This window comes from Nocardioides dilutus (assembly GCF_054779555.1).
In genome coordinates, this window is the sequence record NZ_BAAGYA010000002.1 from 97,575 (window position 1) to 112,673 (window position 15,099).

Consider the following 15,099-nt stretch of genomic DNA (forward strand, 5'->3'; position numbering starts at 1 on the left):
GCGGGCCTTTCGCCTGCGGGGGAGTCGGCTGCGGCGGCCGCCGAGGGGTGACGGGCGTGGTGCCCCAGGCAGGAGTCGAACCTGCGGGCCTTTCGCCTGCGGGGGAGTCGGCTGCGGCGGCCGCCGAGGGGTGACGGGCGTGGTGCCCCAGGCAGGAGTCGAACCTGCGGGCCTTTCGCCTGCGGGGGAGTCGGCTGCGGCGGCCGCCGAAGGGTGACGGGCGTGGTGCCCCAGGCAGGAGTCGAACCTGCGACCTTTCGCTTAGGAGGCGGCTGCTCTATCCGCTGAGCTACTGGGGCTTGTCACGTGGATGACCGGCGAACATCCTGTCACCCAGGACCTCCCACGTGGGCGCGGGCGCCTCCCACGTGGGCGCGGGCGCGTCCCACGTGGGCGCGGGCGGCTCCGGCGTTTGGGGTTACTGCGCGGTCGGCCGCATGATTTGACCTCCAGCCGTAACCTGGCGCGGGCGAGCGTGCATGCCCGCCGCCCCCTGAGTGCCGGTCCCCGGAAGATGTAGGTGACGATGAGCGACGCCGAACAGCGGGCTGCCCAGCTGTCGGCGTCCCCGTATCACGCCAAGGGGAGCGGCAACGGCCACCATGGCGGGCGCCGCAAGGGCAAGCGCCGCGGACGGACCCGGCGCACGCACACGGTCGCCAAGGTGCTGCTGTCCTCGGTGCTGGTGCTCGGCCTGGTCACCGGCCTCGGCGTCACCTTCCTCTACCGTCACCTCAACGGCAACCTCAACGTCCAGGACCTCGACGCCCAGCTCGGCGACGACCGGCCCGAGGAGGTCGAGGTCGAGGGCCCCAAGGACCCGATCAACATCCTGGTGATGGGCTCCGATACCCGCGATGGGGCCGGCAACAACATCGACGGCCTGACCGGAGGCGGCGAGCGGTCGGACACCACGATCCTGATTCACCTCTCGGCGGACCGGCAGAGCGCCTACGGCATCTCCATCCCACGCGACTCGCTGGTCGAACGGCCGGAGTGCTACGACGAGGACGGCGACACCATTCCCGGCGGCAGTGGTGCCCAGTGGAACGAGGCTTTTGCCTACGGCGGGCCGGCGTGCACGATCCGCCAGTTCGAGCAGCTGACCGACATCAAGGTCAACAACTACGTCGTCGTCGACTTCCGGGGCTTCGTCAACATGGTCGACGCCCTCGGCGGCGTCGAGGTCTGTGTGCCGCAGGACATCGACGACCGTGAGCACGGCATCGTCATCGACGCCGGCACCCGCGAGATCTCCGGCAAGGAGGCCCTCGCCTACGTCCGGGTCCGGCACGTCGAGGGCACCGACGGCAGCGACCTGGGCCGGATCAAGAGGCAGCAGGCGTTCATCGCCGCGATGGCCAACAAGGTGATCTCCGGCAGCATCCTGGCGCGTCCCGACCAGCTGATCGGATTCCTCGACGCGGCGACCGAGTCGCTGACCACCGACATCGAGAACATCGGGCGGATGGCGCGGATCGGCTACGAGTTCAAGGACACCGGTCTCAAGCGGATCCAGTTCATCACCGTGCCGTGGCAGTACGCGCCGTCCGACCCCAACCGGGTGGAGTGGCTGCCCGAGGCCGAGGAGCTGTGGGAGAAGGTGCGCAACGACGCCCCGCTCGGCAAGTTCCGCGAGGGCGCGATCAGTGCCAGTGACGACCCGACCGGCTCAGGTGGGCCGACCGGCAGCCCGAGCGAGACCGCGAGCGAGTCGCCTTCCGAGTCCGAGACGTCCGAGAGCCCGACCGGTGGCGAGGGCTCGCCGTCGGAGTCCGCCAGCGAGCAGTCCGAGGCGGAGGCGGCGGAGGCGGCCCGCGAGGAGCGCGAGGCGGCGGGCCTCTGTGTCTGAGTCCGGGCCTGAGTCAGGCTCTGCGTCAGGCTCTGAAGACCGCGAGCCGGACTGGAAGCGCAAGCGCCGGCTGGAGCAGGTCTTCGGCGACGTCCTGCCCGAGACCACGAGCGACGAGCGCGAGCCCACACCCCCGCCGGACGGCGAGGACCCGGGTGAACGGTGGCTGCGGGAGCAGGTGCCCCCGCACCACGGCTAGGTAGTCCTAGGCATCGGGCGGCGTGCGACCTTGCTGCGCCGCGAGCAGGTCGCGGATCTCCTTGAGCAGGACGATCTCATCCGGCGTACCGGGGGGCGGGCTCGGGAAGAACCTCTCCCGGGCCCGGGTGTAGGGAACGACCACGAAGAAGTAGACGACCGCCGCCAGCAGCACGAACGAGATGACGGCGTTCAGAAAGAACGCGAGCTCGCCGAGCTCGGCACCCTTGAACGTCTCCTTGAGTCCGGGCAACACCCCGGTCAGCCAGGCGGTGAACGCCGCGACGACGGCGGCGAACGCAGTGCCGATGATGACGGCGACGGCCAGGTCGACCAGGTTGCCGCGAAGCAGGAAGTTCTTGAAGCCACTCATGGGGTCCCTCTCGAGAACGGGTCTGCTGTCCTCTCGGACGCTAGTCGGCGTAGGCCACGGTCAGGTAGTGGGTGACCGCTGCTCCGGCCACGCCGGAAACCTCGGAGTCATCCAGTCCCAGCACGACCAGACGCCCAGGCAACGAGTCCGCCGCGTCCTCGGCGAGCGCCGGCAGGGCGAGCACGAGCGCCGAGGCCGCCAGCGCCCGGGTGGGACCGCCCTGGGGATCCGCAGCCAGCACGTCGACGCGGTCGCCCACCCGGAGGAGGCTCGCCAGCGCCGCGTCCGGAATGCGCACCGGCGTCGCCACCATCCCGGGGAGGCCGTCGGTCAGCGACGGCCCGAGCAGCCGGGCGTCGGTCAGCGGCTCGCCGCGACGAACGGAGGTCGCCAGGGTGCGGCCGGCCGGCTCCTCGACGAGCCCGTCCGGCTCGCTGCCGGGGCGGAACTCGACCGTGGTCAGGTCCGTCGCGGAGACCCGCGACCCCGCCGGGAGGTCGTGGCTCGCCACCTGCACCGACACCGTCGGCTCCGGGGGTGGGGTGGTGGCGCGGAGGGCGGCCACCGCCGCCGCGCCCGTCAGCAGGGCCGCCAGGAGACGGCGCCGCCGGAGCACCGCCCGGCGTACGCGTCGACGCACGCCCGCCAGCCGGTCACGCGGACCGGGGAAGGGAGGTGGGGACGGCACACACTCGACCGTAGGCCGGTTGCCGGACGCGCGGGCGCGTCCTCCACAGGCTCAGGCAGACGTGCCGGCGGCGGCCGCAGCGGGCGCCTTGGAGGTCGAGTCGCTGCTCTTGGTCTCGGCCTTGGTCTCTGTCTTGGTGTCGGTCTTGGTGTCGGTCTTGGTCCCGGTGTCCGAGGAGCCCGAGGAGGAGCCGTTGGCCCGGCTGTCGGTGCGGTAGAACCCGGAGCCCTTGAAGACCACGCCCACGGCGTTGAAGACCTTGCGCAGCCGCCCGGTGCACTCCGGGCAGGTGGTCAGCGCGTCGTCGCTGAAGGACTGGACCTGCTCGAAGGCATGGCCGCACTCGGTGCAGGCGTACTGGTACGTGGGCACGGCGCTCCTCGGTCGTCAGAGGGGAACAGGTTGGCACTCGGCGCTTCCGACTGCCAATTCTACGGCGAGGGGACAATGCTCGGCATCATGACGAGCGCCACGCCCCCTGTGCGGTCACAGGAGGAACGCCGAGGGTGGCGCCGGGCATTCCTCGCCTGGCCGCGGGCGTTCCGCTGGGCGACGTACCTGGCCGTGGGGATGGTCCTGCTCCTGATCGCCGGGCTGGTGACGGGCATCGTGCTGGTCCGGCGGCCGTTCCCCCAGGTGGAGGGTGAGGCCCGGCTGCCCGGCCTGGACGCGGAGGTGGCGGTGGTCCGTGACGCGCAAGGCATCCCTCAGCTCTACGCGGACACGACCGCCGACCTGATGCGCGCCCAGGGCTACGTGCACGCCCAGGAGCGGTTCTACGAGATGGACGTCCGGCGGCACGCGACCGCCGGGCGGCTGGCGGAGATGTTCGGTGAGCCGGCCCTGGAGAGCGACCGGATCGTCCGCACCATGGGCTGGCGCGAGGTGGCCGAGCAGGAGCTCGCGTTGATCAAGCCCGAGACCCGGACCGCCCTGGAGCAGTACGCCGAGGGCGTCAACGCCTATCTCGAGGACCGCGACCCCTCCGACATCTCGGTGCACTACGCCCTCCTCAACGCCGGGGGACTCGGCTACCGGCCCGAGCCGTGGACCGCGGTGGACTCGCTGGCCTGGCTCAAGGCGATGGCCTGGGACCTGCGCGGCAACATGGACGACGAGATCGGGCGGGCCCTCGCCCTGGCATCCGTCGGGCCGGACCGCACCGCCGATCTCTACCCCGGCTACGACTACGCCGCGCACCAGCCGATCGTGGCCGGCGGCTCGGTGGTCGACGGGTCGTTCGAGACCGAGGCGGCGGGCGACCGCGAGCCCCAGCGGCCAGCCTGGGGGGAGGACTCACAGGCGGTGGCCGCGGCCCTCGGCCGGCTGGGCTCGGCGATCGAGGCGATGCCGGCGTTGCTCGGAAGGGGCGACGGGCTGGGCAGCAACTCCTGGGTGGTCGACGGCGACCACTCGGACACGGGCGCCCCGATCCTGGCCAACGACCCGCACCTCGGCGTCGGCATGCCCGGCATCTGGGTGCAGATGGGGCTCCACTGCCGGACCGTGTCGGAGGCCTGTCCGCTGGACGTCTCGGGTTTCACGTTCAGCGGGGTACCCGGGGTGATCATCGGCCACAACGCTGACATCGCCTGGGGGTTCACCAACCTCGGCCCGGACGTGACCGACCTCTACGTCGAGCGGGTGCGCGGCGACGAGTGGTTCCGCGACGGCGCCTGGAAGCCGCTGCACACCCGGCGGGAGACCATCGAGGTCCGAGGGCAGGACGACGAGACGTTGACCGTCCGGTCGACCTCGCACGGGCCGCTGCTCTCCGACGTCTCCGAGGACCTGACCGACGTCGCCGACAAGGCCCCGGTCGCCCGTGGGGACTCCGGCGGGGAGACGGACCTGGACTACGCCCTGGCCCTGGAGTGGACCGCGCTGCAGCCGGGGCGCACCGCGGACGCGATCTTCGACCTCAACCAGGCGACGAGCTGGGATGAGTTCCGGGCGGCGGTGTCCTCGTTCGAGGCGCCGTCGCAGAACCTCGTATACGCCGACCGCGAGGGGCACATCGGCTACCAGGCACCTGGCCGGATCCCGATCCGCCAGTCCGGACACGACGGCCTGGTCCCCGTCGCGGGCTGGCTGCCGGAGAACGACTGGACCGGAGAGGTCATCCCCTTCGACGCGCTGCCGCGCGTGCTCGACCCCGAGGAGGGGTTCATCGTCACGGCCAACCAGGCCGTCGTCGGACCGGACTACCCCTACTTCCTCACCGACGACTGGGACAAGGGCTACCGCGCCGAGCGGATCCGTGACCTGCTGGGCGCCCAGGAGACCTGGTCGGTCGACGCGATGGCCGACCTGCAGCTGGACGCGCGCCACCCGCTCGCCCCCGTGCTGACGCCCTACCTCCTCGACCTCGAGGTCAAGCGCGACTACTACCGCGCCGGCCAGGACCTGCTGCGGGAGTGGGACTTCGACCAGGGCGCGGGCAGCGGTGCCGCCGCCTACTTCAACGTCGTCTGGCGCAACCTGCTCGCGGCCACGTTCCGAGACGAACTGCCCGAGGAGCTCTGGCCGGACGGGGGCTCCCGGTGGGTGGCCGCGGTGACCGAGCTGCTGAGAGACCCCCGCAACGGCTGGTGGGACGACCTCGAGACCGATGACGTCGTCGAGGACCGTGACGACATCCTCCGCCGCGCGCTGCTGGCCGCCCGTGACGAGATGACCGCTCGGCAGGCCCTGGACGCCGACGACTGGAGCTGGGGCTATCTCCACCGGCTCGAGCTGGTGGAGCCGACCCTCGGCGACTCCGGCATCGGTCCCGTGGAGTGGCTGGTCAACCGTGGCGGCTGGGAGGTCGGTGGGGGTGCGGCCGCGGTGGACGCCACGAGCTGGGACGCGTCGGTCGAGGACCGGCCCTACGTCGTCACGGCGTCGCCCTCGATGCGGATGGTCGTCTCCATGGCTGACCTCGACGAGTCGCGGTGGGTCAACCTCACCGGCGTCTCCGGCCACCCGTTCCACGAGCACTACACCGACCAGACCGACCTCTGGGCCCGCGGCGAGCTGCTGCCCTGGCCGTTCACCGCCGACGCCGTCGTCGACGCCGGCCAGCACACGCTCACGCTGGTGCCGAGCAGCGAGGACTAGAAGCGGACGATCCGCGTCGGCGTGGCCGCCGCGGTGACCCGGCGGTCGTGCGGCTCGACCGGCACGTCGATGCCGACCTCCTCGTCGTGCAGGAGCACGCAGGTGAACGTGCCGACGGGCACCCGGCCGAGGGCTCGGTCGTAGCACCCTTCGCCCCGGCCCAGCCGGTCGCCGGTGGGCGAGACCGCGAGGCCCGGCACCAGGACGGCGTCCGGGGTGGCGATCGCGTCGACGCCCAGCCGCGGGCCGGTCGGCTCGAGCAGCCCGAACCGCGCCGGCGCCAGCGACTCGTCCCCGGCGTACGCCGCCCAGTCCAGGTCCTTGTCGGGCAGCAGGACGGGGAGGATGATCCGTTTCCCGGCCGCGGTGAGCTCGCGCAGCAGCAGGCCGGTCCCGGGCTCCGAGCCCACCGAGACGTACGCCGCCAGGGTGGCCGCCCGGCGTACCTCTGGGGCGGCCAGGAGCCGGTCGGCGATGGCCCGGGCGACCTCGGCGCGTTCGGCCAGCGACCGGCGGTTGCGGGCGGTCAGCAGCTGGTCACGGATCGCCAGCTTGGCCGCTTGGCCACCGGTTTGCCCGACTCCCACGCCACAAGCCTACGATCGACCATATGGGTAGCCCTGGGCTGATCAAGGCCCGCGACAAGATGCTCGACGCCGGCGTGGACCCGCTGGCCGTGGAGACCTTCGCTCACTACTACCGACTGCTCGAGCACGGCGAGACCGGGATGATCCCGGAGTCGGCCATCGAGCCCGTCGAGATGCCGGCGCTGAGCGGGGTCGACGTCGCCGCCGACGACGCGGCGCAGGCCGTGCGCACGACCGCGGTGATCAAGCTCAACGGCGGTCTGGGGACCTCGATGGGCATGGATCGCGCCAAGTCGCTGCTCTGCGTGCGCCGGGGGCTGTCGTTCCTCGACATCATCGCGCGCCAGATCCTGCACCTGCGGGACGAGTACGACGCCACTCTGCCGCTGATCTTCATGAACAGCTTCCGCACCTCCGAAGACACGATGGCCGCCCTGGCCCGCTATGACGCCCTGCCGGTCGAGGGCCTGCCCCTGGAGTTCCTGCAGAACAAGGAACCCAAGCTGCTCGCCAAGGACCTCTCGCCGGTCAGCTGGGAGAAGGACCCCGACCTGGAGTGGTGTCCCCCCGGCCACGGTGACCTCTACACCGCGCTGCTCGGCACCGGCCTGCTCGACCGGCTCATCGACGCGGGCTACCAGCGGGTCTTTGTCTCCAACTCCGACAACCTCGGGGCCGTGCCGGACGCCCGGGTCGCCGGCTGGTTCGCCACCTCGGGCGCGCCGTTCGCGATCGAGGCGGTGCGGCGTACGCCGTCGGACCGCAAGGGCGGTCACTTCGCCCGCCGCAAGTCCGACGGTCGGATCGTGCTCCGTGAGACTGCGCAGACGCTGAAGCAGGACCTGGACTCGCTGGCCGACCTCGACCGGCATCGGTTCTGCTCCACCAACAACCTGTGGTTCGACCTGGCAGCGATGAAGCACGCGATGGAGGTGCGCGGCGGCATCCTCGGCCTGCCGCTGATCCGCAACCTCAAGACCGTCGACCCGGCGGACAAGAGCACGCCCGAGGTCATCCAGGTCGAGACCGCGATGGGCGCGGCGATCGAGGTCTTCGAGGACAGCGCCCTGATCGAGGTCGGTCGCGACCGGTTCGTCCCGGTCAAGACGACCAACGACCTCATCCTGCTGCGCTCGGACGTCTACGACATCGGGCCCGACTTCGTGCTCGACCAGGCCGCCGCCGAGATCCCGTTCGTCGACCTCGACGGCGAGGTCTACCGGTTGGTCTCCGAGTTCGACAAGCGGTTCCCCGACGGTGCCCCGTCGATGAAGAAGGCCAGCTCGCTCAAGGTCGCCGGTGACTGGACGTTCGGTCACGGCGTCCAGGTCGTCGGCGACGTCGAGCTCTCCGCGAAGTCGGCCCAGCGGGTGGCCGACGACACCGTGCTCTCGGGCGACGCCGCCCAGTGACCGCACCGTGACCCTCCGGTCGGTCGACGAGCACCTCCAGGCGGTCCTCGACGACCTCACGCCGATGCCGGCGGTCCCGCAGCCCCTGCTCGACGCGCTCGACCTCGCCTGCGCCGAGGACGTCGTGGCCCCGATCTCGCTGCCCAGCTTCGACAACTCCGCGATGGACGGCTACGCCGTCCGGGTCGAGGACGTCCGGGGTGCCTCGCCCGACTCACCAGTGACGCTGCCGGTGGTCGGTGAGATCGGCGCCGGCCAGGCCAGCCTGCTGGCGCTCGGCCCGGGCGGCGCCGCGAAGATCATGACGGGCGCGCCGGTGCCCAGCGGCGCGGACGCGGTGGTGCCCTACGAATGGACCGACCGCGGCGCCGACATCGTGACCATCGAGCAGGCGCCGACGCTCCGCCAGCACATCCGCCCCGCGGGCGACGACGTCACCGAGGGCGACCTGCTCCTCCACCAGGGCGACATCCTCGGGCCGCGCCGGCTGGGTCTCCTCGCCTCGGTGGGCCGGGCGACCGTGCTGGCGGCACCCCGTCCGCGGGTGGTGATCATGTCGACCGGGTCCGAGCTCCGCGACCCCGGTGGGCGGCTCGGCCACGACTCGATCTACGACGGCAACTCCTTCCTGCTCGCCGCCGCCGCCCGCCGGGCCGGGGCGATCGCCTACCGCGTCGGCATCGTCTCGGACGAGCCCGCGGCGTTCCTCGAGGCGCTGGACGACCAGCTGGTCCGGGCGGACCTCGTGGTCACCTCCGGTGGGGTGTCCCAGGGCGACTACGACGTGGTCAAGGCCGCGCTGAGGCCGCAGGGCGTCTGGTTCGGGCCGGTGGCGATGCAGCCCGGCAAGCCCCAGGGCTACGGCCGGGTCGGCGAGGACCGGGTCCCGATCTTCACGCTGCCGGGCAACCCGGTGTCGGCGTACATCTCGTTCCAGGTGTTCGTGCTGCCCGCGCTGCGCAAGCTGATGGGCAAGAGGCCCTACGCCGTCCCGACCGTCACCGCCCGGCTCACGAAGTCGCTCTCGTCGCCGGCCGGCCGGCGGCAGTACCGTCGCGGTGAGGTCGGGACCGACGACCGGGGCACCTACGTCGACCTGGTCGGCGGCGCCGGGTCGCACCTGGTCGGCGACCTGGCCTCGGCCAACTGCCTGATCGTCGTGCCCGAGGACGTCACCTCGGTCGAGGCGGGCGAGTCCGTCGAGGTGCTGATGCTGGAGGAGTCGCGGTGACCGACCGACCGACGCACGCGCTCACCCATGTCGACGACGCCGGCGCGGCCCGGATGGTCGACGTGTCCGGCAAGGACGTGACCAGCCGCTCGGCCACGGCGTCGGGGCGCGTGCTCGTGTCCACCGAGGTCGTCGCCCTGCTCCGTGGCGCCGGCGTGCCCAAGGGCGACACCCTGGCGGTGGCGCGGCTGGCCGGGATCATGGGGGCCAAGCAGACCCCCTCGCTCATCCCGCTCTGCCACCCGCTCGCCATCTCCGGCGTCACCGTCGACCTCACGGTCGCCGACGACGCCGTCGAGATCAGCGCCACGGTGCGCACGACCGACCGCACCGGGGTGGAGATGGAGGCGCTCACCGCGGTCGCCGTCGCCGGGCTCACGGTGGTCGACATGGTCAAGGCGGTGGACAAGGCCGCGGTCATCACCGATGTCCGGGTCGAAGCGAAGTCAGGCGGCAAGTCCGGCGACTGGACCCGTCCGTGACGGTCCGCGCCGGCGTCGTCGTCGCCTCCAACCGGGCGGCCGCTGGCGTCTACGAGGACGCGACCGGACCGCTCATCGCCGAGTTCCTGACCGGCCTGGGCTTCGAGACGCCCGCGCCCGTCGTCGTACCCGACGGAGACGCGGTCGGCGAGGCGATCCGCGCCGCCGTCGCCGGCGGCGCCCGGGTCGTGCTGACCACCGGCGGCACCGGCCTCACGCCCACCGACCGCACCCCCGAGGCCACCCGGCCGCTCCTGGACCGCGAGGTGCCCGGCCTCGCCGAGGCGATCCGGTCGGCGGGCGTCGCGAAGGGCGTGCCCACCGCGGTCCTGTCCCGCGGGCTGGCCGGGGTGTCCGGGACCTGCCTGGTGGTCAACCTGCCCGGGTCGCGCGGCGGCGTGAAGGACGCCCTCGCCGTCCTCGAGCCGGTGCTCGTGCACGCGGTCGAGCAGATCGTCGGGAGCGACCACTCGTGAGCGGTCACCCGTGAGCGGCCTCTGGCCGGCCAGGCTGGTCGACGGCGAGGTCGTGGTCCGCCCGCTGTCGCGCGCGGACGCGGACGCCTGGCGCCAGACGCGGCACCGCAACGCCGCGTGGCTGGTGCCGTGGGACGCGACCGTGCCACCCGGAGGAGACGCCCGCCCGACCAGCTTCCGCCAGCTGGTGAGGCGCCTGGAGAAGCAGGCGAAGGCCGGCACGACGCTGCCGTTCGCGATCGAGGTCGAGGGCCGCTTCGCGGGCCAGGTCACGGTCAACAACATCGTCCGGGGCTCGGCGCTGTTCGCCTCCGTCGGCTACTGGCTGGACCAGGACTTCGCCGGCCGGGGCATTGTCCCTCGTGCCGTCGCACTGGTGATCGACCACTGCTTCGCCCACGGCCTGCACCGCATCGAGGTGGCCATCCGTCCCGAGAACTCCAACTCACTGCGGGTCGTGGAGAAGCTCGGCATCCGAGAGATCGGCTACGCACCCAGGTTCCTGCACATCGACGGTGCCTGGCGCGACCACAGGCTCTACGCCATCACCCGCGAGGAGTGCCCCGAGGGTCTGCTGGCTCGCCTGCGTGGCTCCGCGGACGCTGGCGGAATCACCGGTTAGCAGGGGACCCCTGATGTTCGCGGCCGATGCTTCGGCCGCGAACATCAGGAGTCCCCTGCCCTGCGGGGAATCCTCCGCCGCCCACGCCGAACCCCACCAGTCACACCAGTAATCCTGCGACACACGGGTCCGGGTGCGGCCGGGTGCGCGTCGGCGTCCCTACGCTCGATCGCGTGGACCCCAGCGCTCTGATCTTCGTCGCCCTCGCGGTGGCCTGGGCGGTCTACCTCATCCCCAAGGCTCTCGAGCACCACGAGGAGAGCGCGCGCAGCCGCACGGTCGACGCGTTCTCCCACTCGGTGCGGGTGCTCGCCCGCCGCGAGCCCGTCAGCCGACGCGAAGCCACGCTCGTGGCCGGCGACGACCCGGCACCGCCGTCGCAGCGCCAGCTGCGTCGCGAGGCCGGGCTCATGGCCAAGGACAAGAAGCGCGTCGCCAAGCTGCAGCGCCGCAACGCGCGCCGACTGGCCGCCGCCGCCCGTATCCCGACCGACCCGCGCCTACGTCGCCAGGCCGCCGCCCGAGCGGCCCGACGCCGTCTGCGGGTGGTCACCCTCATCCTGGCCGAGAACGCGGTCGTCGCGGTCCTGGCTGCGGTCGGCATCTTCGGCTGGGTCTGGATGGCGGTCCCGGGCGGCATCCTCGTGGCCTGGCTGGTCGCCTGCCGGCTCATGGTGCGCCGCGAGCGCGCAGAGCTTCCCATCGTCCGGCGGACCCGCACCTCCGACCCGGTCGCCGAGCCCGTCGTCCACGACGGCGACGACGCCACGCAGGGCATCCCGGTCGTCGCCGAGGCCACCCCGCCGCGCGACCCGGACGCCTGGGACCCCGTCCCGGTCACGCTGCCGACGTACGTCTCCAAGCCGGTCGCCACCCGCAGTGTCCGCACCATCGACCTGGACTCCACCGGGGTCTGGACCTCCGGCCGCAGCGAGGCCGACAGCGCCCTGGTGCGCGAGTCCGGGGAGGCCGCCCAGACCCGCGAAGCGGACGAGGGCGAGCAGCGCGCGCTCGGCTCCTAGTCGATTCGGCCGGCCCCGGCGCCGGTGCTACCGTTTCTCCTCGCGTCTCCCGCTCGTCCGGGGAGCCGCAATGGGGCTGTGGCGCAGTTGGTAGCGCGTCTCGTTCGCAATGAGAAGGTCAGGGGTTCGAATCCCCTCAGCTCCACCAAAATCGCAGGTCGGTCGCCGGCGCGGCGGCTCCTCACCCCCCTCGCCCAGGCTCCGCTCAGGTTCGTTGGCTAGCGTGGCGCGGTCCGTGTCTCCCGACCAGAGGGTCCCTTCTGTGCTTCGACGTCTCCGTCGCCCGACCGCCGCCCTGTGCGCCGTCCTCCTCGTCCCCGCTCTGGCCGCCTGTGGGGGGTCGGACGAAGCCGACGACCCGGACGCGGCGTCCAGCTCGTCGTCCGAAGCCTCCGGAGCGGCCGAGGGTCAGCTGGACGAGGTGTCGTTCAGCGGTGAGGTGGGCGAGAGCATCACCGCGAAGTGGAACTCTGCGGTCGAGACCCCGGAGGAGACGGCCGTGACGACGCTGGTCAAGGGTGACGGCGACGCGGTCGCGGCCGGTGACACCGTGAGCACCTACCTGTGGGTCGGCAACGGGACCGCCCAGGAGCAGGTCTTCAGCGACTACGACAACGGTGCGCCGGAGTCGATCCCCAACGACCCCGACCAGCTCGACGCCGTCTTCAGCGCGTTGTTCGACGGGCAGACCTACGGCTCCCGGGTCGTCGCGGTCGCCATCGCGAGCGAGGTGCTGGGCGACGGGGAGAACCAGCTGGGCGTGGCCCCGACCGACAGCCTGGTCATCGTGGCCGACCTGGTGGAGAAGGAGGCGGCCGCGCCGACGCCGACCGATGACAAGGCGGAGGACGCCAGTCCCGACGAGCAGCCGACCGTGGTGGAGAAGGACGGCAAGCCGACGGGCCTCGACTTCGCGGACATCGACGAGCCCGCGCTGGACACCCCGGTCCAGCGCCTCGTCTTGAAGGAGGGGGACGGTGCGGCCGTGAAGGCCACCGACACCGTCACCGTGCAGTACCTCGGCTCGACGTACGACGCCGAGGCGCCGTTCGACGAGAGCTACTCCGACGGCCAGCCCCTCACGTCCCCGCTCAGCGGACTGATCCAGGGCTGGACCATCGGCCTCACCGGGGTCAAGGTCGGCAGTCGGGTCCTGCTCCAGATCCCGCCGGCGTTCGGCTACGGCGCGCAGGGGAGCGGGGAGTCGATCCCCGGCAACGCGACCCTGTGGTTCGTGATCGACGTGGTCAAGGCGGAGTAGCCGGCTGCTGACCTGCGTCACGGCAGCGGGTGACGATAGCCCCTGGCGAGGGGGTTCGCGCCGAACCACGCTGGCTGTGTCGGGGAGTCAGGAGCACATCATGAGCCGACGACAACGGCTGGGCGTGCAGGACGCCCTGTGGCTGGAGATGGACAAGCCGGGCAACCTGATGGTTGTCGACAGCCTCTTCTGGACCGCCGAGCCGATCGACTGGGACCGTTACCGCGAGGCCACGAAGGAACGGCTCTGGGACCGCTTCCCCGTCTTCCGGAGCGTGGTGGTCCACGGTGAGGACGGCAGCTGGTGGTGGGAGGAACAGCCCAACGCCGACTACCAGGACCGCTACGAGTACGTGGTGCTCCCGCAGCCCGGCGGCGACGCCGAGCTGCAGGCGCTGATCGCCTCGCAGCGCACCGTGCCGCTCGACCGGAGCGAGCCGTTGTGGCGTGCCGTCCTCGTCGACGGGTTCCACGGCGGCAGCGCCGTGTTGTTCCGGGCACACCACGCCATCGCCGACGGCATCCGCATGGTCCAGCTGTCCTTGAGCGTCTTCGACACGAGTCCGGACGGGATGGCCGCCCGCCGCCGGAGGCCCCGCCGGGCCGAACGGGCCGCGCCGGCGTCGGTGCCGGCGTCGGTGCCGGCCGGAGCCCCGCGGGCACGGAGGGGCGCCTCGCTGAGCAGCCAGCTGCTGTCGCAGGCCACGGACGTGGCGACTACGTCGCTGCAGCTCGCCCGCAGCACCGTGACGAACCCGGTGGGTGCTGCGCACAGTGCCTTGACCATCTCGGAGTCCCTGGTCGGTTCGGTGGGGTCGAGGGCGCGGTCGGCGCTGGGGACACGCGGCCAGCCCGGGCTCCCGCCCGTCCTGTCGGGCGTGCCGGGGGACGTGGACACGTTCCGGAAGCTCGTCCTGGGCACGCGCAACGACAACACCCGCTGGACCGGCACGGTCGGCCAGCACAAGGTCATCGCCTGGTCACCGTCGATCCCCTTGGTCGACGTGAAGGCCACCGCTCACGCCAACGGCGCCACGGTCAACGACGTGCTGGTCACCTGCGTGGCCGAGTCGTTGCGGGCCTATCTTGAGCAGCACCAGGCCGTGTGCCACAGCGTGACCTGGGACGTGCCCGTCAACCTGAAGCCGTTCGACCCCACCCTGCCGGTCGTGCTGGGCAACAGCTTCGCTCTGGTGCAGCTCGAGCTCCCGACGAACATCGACGACCCTCTGCGCACACTCGAGGTGGTGCGCCGTCGCATGGGCCGGATCAAGCGCGGCCACGAGGCCGTCGTGGACTTCGCGGTCCAGGCAGTCATCTCCCGGATGAGCAAGCGGCTCTACCGGGCCTCGATTGACCTCCTGGCCAACCGCGCCATCGGCGTCCTGACCAACGTGCCCGGCCCACAAGTGCCTCTCTACGCCGCCGGGCTGAAGGTCGAGGGGATGATGGGCTGGGCGCCGCTCACCGCCGACCAGATCATGAGCTTCACGATCTACAGCTATGACGGCAAGGTGTTCGTCGGTATCGCTGCCGACGCCGGACTGGTCCCCGACCACGAGCAGATCGTCGACGGCTTCGCCGACGCGTTCCGTCGTCTGCAGTTCCTCACCGCGGGCCGAGGGGGAGGGACGACTGCGTAGCGGGCGCCCGCACAGGTATGCTTGCCGCAGTTCCTCCCACACCCGCTCGCAGCGAGGTGCCTCGGGGTCGCCGTCTCGGCCCCGCCGCCCTCCGGTCGGGGTGGTGCCGGCCGGTCGGTCACGAACCGCGCGATCCGTCCCCGGTCCCGAT

The 15,099-nt window shown here is 71.9% G+C and carries 15 protein-coding genes and 2 tRNA genes; 12 read left to right on the plus strand and 5 right to left on the minus strand.

Going from position 1 to position 15,099, the window contains the following annotated elements:
• Nucleotides 1-223 precede the first annotated feature (223 nt).
• Nucleotides 224-299: transfer RNA gene (locus ACYVC6_RS09945), tRNA-Arg, on the minus strand.
• Nucleotides 300-526: 227 nt separating this feature from the next.
• Between ACYVC6_RS09945 and ACYVC6_RS09950 the strand changes: the two genes are divergently transcribed.
• Both ACYVC6_RS09950 and ACYVC6_RS09955 read left to right on the plus strand, forming a co-directional pair.
• Nucleotides 527-1,852: an LCP family protein gene (locus tag ACYVC6_RS09950; RefSeq protein ID WP_460713523.1), complete on the plus strand. Its 1,326-nt coding sequence runs from the start codon at nucleotides 527-529 to the stop codon at nucleotides 1,850-1,852.
• Nucleotides 1,845-2,051, plus strand: coding sequence for a hypothetical protein (locus tag ACYVC6_RS09955; RefSeq protein WP_460713525.1), 207 nt, complete (start codon nucleotides 1,845-1,847; stop codon nucleotides 2,049-2,051). The genes ACYVC6_RS09950 and ACYVC6_RS09955 overlap by 8 nt, the downstream gene beginning before the upstream one ends.
• Before the next feature lie 6 nt (nucleotides 2,052-2,057).
• Here the strand turns inward: ACYVC6_RS09955 and ACYVC6_RS09960 are convergent, their stop codons facing one another.
• The 3 genes from ACYVC6_RS09960 to ACYVC6_RS09970 are packed head-to-tail and all read right to left on the minus strand — an operon-like array spanning nucleotide 2,058 to nucleotide 3,483.
• Entirely contained in the window at nucleotides 2,058-2,423 is a 366-nt protein-coding gene (locus tag ACYVC6_RS09960; RefSeq protein WP_460713527.1) for an MscL family protein, read from the minus strand.
• Nucleotides 2,424-2,463: 40 nt separating this feature from the next.
• The gene (locus tag ACYVC6_RS09965; protein WP_460713529.1) at nucleotides 2,464-3,111 is read right to left on the minus strand and encodes an SAF domain-containing protein; all 648 of its coding nucleotides are present in this window, start codon (nucleotides 3,109-3,111) and stop codon (nucleotides 2,464-2,466) included.
• A gap of 51 nt (nucleotides 3,112-3,162) precedes the next feature.
• The gene (locus tag ACYVC6_RS09970; RefSeq protein ID WP_460713531.1) at nucleotides 3,163-3,483 is read right to left on the minus strand and encodes an FmdB family zinc ribbon protein; all 321 of its coding nucleotides are present in this window, start codon (nucleotides 3,481-3,483) and stop codon (nucleotides 3,163-3,165) included.
• An 87-nt stretch (nucleotides 3,484-3,570) separates the two neighbouring features.
• Here ACYVC6_RS09970 and ACYVC6_RS09975 point away from each other — a divergent pair, with 87 nt between their 5' ends.
• Nucleotides 3,571-6,213: a penicillin acylase family protein gene (locus ACYVC6_RS09975; protein WP_460713533.1), complete on the plus strand. Its 2,643-nt coding sequence runs from the start codon at nucleotides 3,571-3,573 to the stop codon at nucleotides 6,211-6,213.
• On the opposite strand, the gene ACYVC6_RS09980 is transcribed toward ACYVC6_RS09975, so the two are convergent.
• The gene (locus tag ACYVC6_RS09980) at nucleotides 6,210-6,800 is read right to left on the minus strand and encodes a 5-formyltetrahydrofolate cyclo-ligase (protein WP_460713535.1); all 591 of its coding nucleotides are present in this window, start codon (nucleotides 6,798-6,800) and stop codon (nucleotides 6,210-6,212) included. The genes ACYVC6_RS09975 and ACYVC6_RS09980 overlap by 4 nt on opposite strands.
• Nucleotides 6,801-6,823: 23 nt before the next feature.
• Between ACYVC6_RS09980 and ACYVC6_RS09985 the strand changes: the two genes are divergently transcribed.
• From ACYVC6_RS09985 to ACYVC6_RS10025, 9 genes are all read left to right on the plus strand, one after another.
• Nucleotides 6,824-8,212, plus strand: coding sequence for a UTP--glucose-1-phosphate uridylyltransferase (locus tag ACYVC6_RS09985; protein WP_460713537.1), 1,389 nt, complete (start codon nucleotides 6,824-6,826; stop codon nucleotides 8,210-8,212).
• Between the two features lie 7 nt (nucleotides 8,213-8,219).
• Nucleotides 8,220-9,443: a molybdotransferase-like divisome protein Glp gene (gene glp / locus ACYVC6_RS09990; RefSeq protein WP_460713539.1), complete on the plus strand. Its 1,224-nt coding sequence runs from the start codon at nucleotides 8,220-8,222 to the stop codon at nucleotides 9,441-9,443.
• Complete coding sequence (gene moaC / locus ACYVC6_RS09995; RefSeq protein WP_460713541.1) at nucleotides 9,440-9,925, plus strand: cyclic pyranopterin monophosphate synthase MoaC; 486 nt, start codon at nucleotides 9,440-9,442, stop codon at nucleotides 9,923-9,925. Before glp ends, moaC begins: the two co-directional genes overlap by 4 nt.
• Nucleotides 9,922-10,401 (plus strand): MogA/MoaB family molybdenum cofactor biosynthesis protein, encoded by a 480-nt coding sequence (locus tag ACYVC6_RS10000; RefSeq protein ID WP_460713543.1) that lies wholly within the window; start codon nucleotides 9,922-9,924, stop codon nucleotides 10,399-10,401. The genes moaC and ACYVC6_RS10000 overlap by 4 nt, the downstream gene beginning before the upstream one ends.
• A gap of 10 nt (nucleotides 10,402-10,411) precedes the next feature.
• Nucleotides 10,412-11,023: a GNAT family N-acetyltransferase gene (locus ACYVC6_RS10005; RefSeq protein WP_460713545.1), complete on the plus strand. Its 612-nt coding sequence runs from the start codon at nucleotides 10,412-10,414 to the stop codon at nucleotides 11,021-11,023.
• A 173-nt stretch (nucleotides 11,024-11,196) separates the two neighbouring features.
• On the plus strand, nucleotides 11,197-12,045 hold the full coding sequence (gene sepX / locus ACYVC6_RS10010; RefSeq protein ID WP_460713547.1) for a divisome protein SepX/GlpR: 849 nt from the start codon (nucleotides 11,197-11,199) through the stop codon (nucleotides 12,043-12,045).
• A gap of 72 nt (nucleotides 12,046-12,117) precedes the next feature.
• A tRNA-Ala gene (locus ACYVC6_RS10015) sits at nucleotides 12,118-12,193 on the plus strand.
• 114 nt (nucleotides 12,194-12,307) lie between these two features.
• The gene (locus ACYVC6_RS10020) at nucleotides 12,308-13,306 is read left to right on the plus strand and encodes an FKBP-type peptidyl-prolyl cis-trans isomerase (RefSeq protein ID WP_460713549.1); all 999 of its coding nucleotides are present in this window, start codon (nucleotides 12,308-12,310) and stop codon (nucleotides 13,304-13,306) included.
• Between the two features lie 100 nt (nucleotides 13,307-13,406).
• A complete protein-coding gene (locus tag ACYVC6_RS10025) occupies nucleotides 13,407-14,948 on the plus strand; it encodes a WS/DGAT domain-containing protein (protein WP_460713551.1) in 1,542 nt (513 codons plus the stop codon).
• The last annotated feature ends 151 nt before the right edge of the window (nucleotides 14,949-15,099 follow it).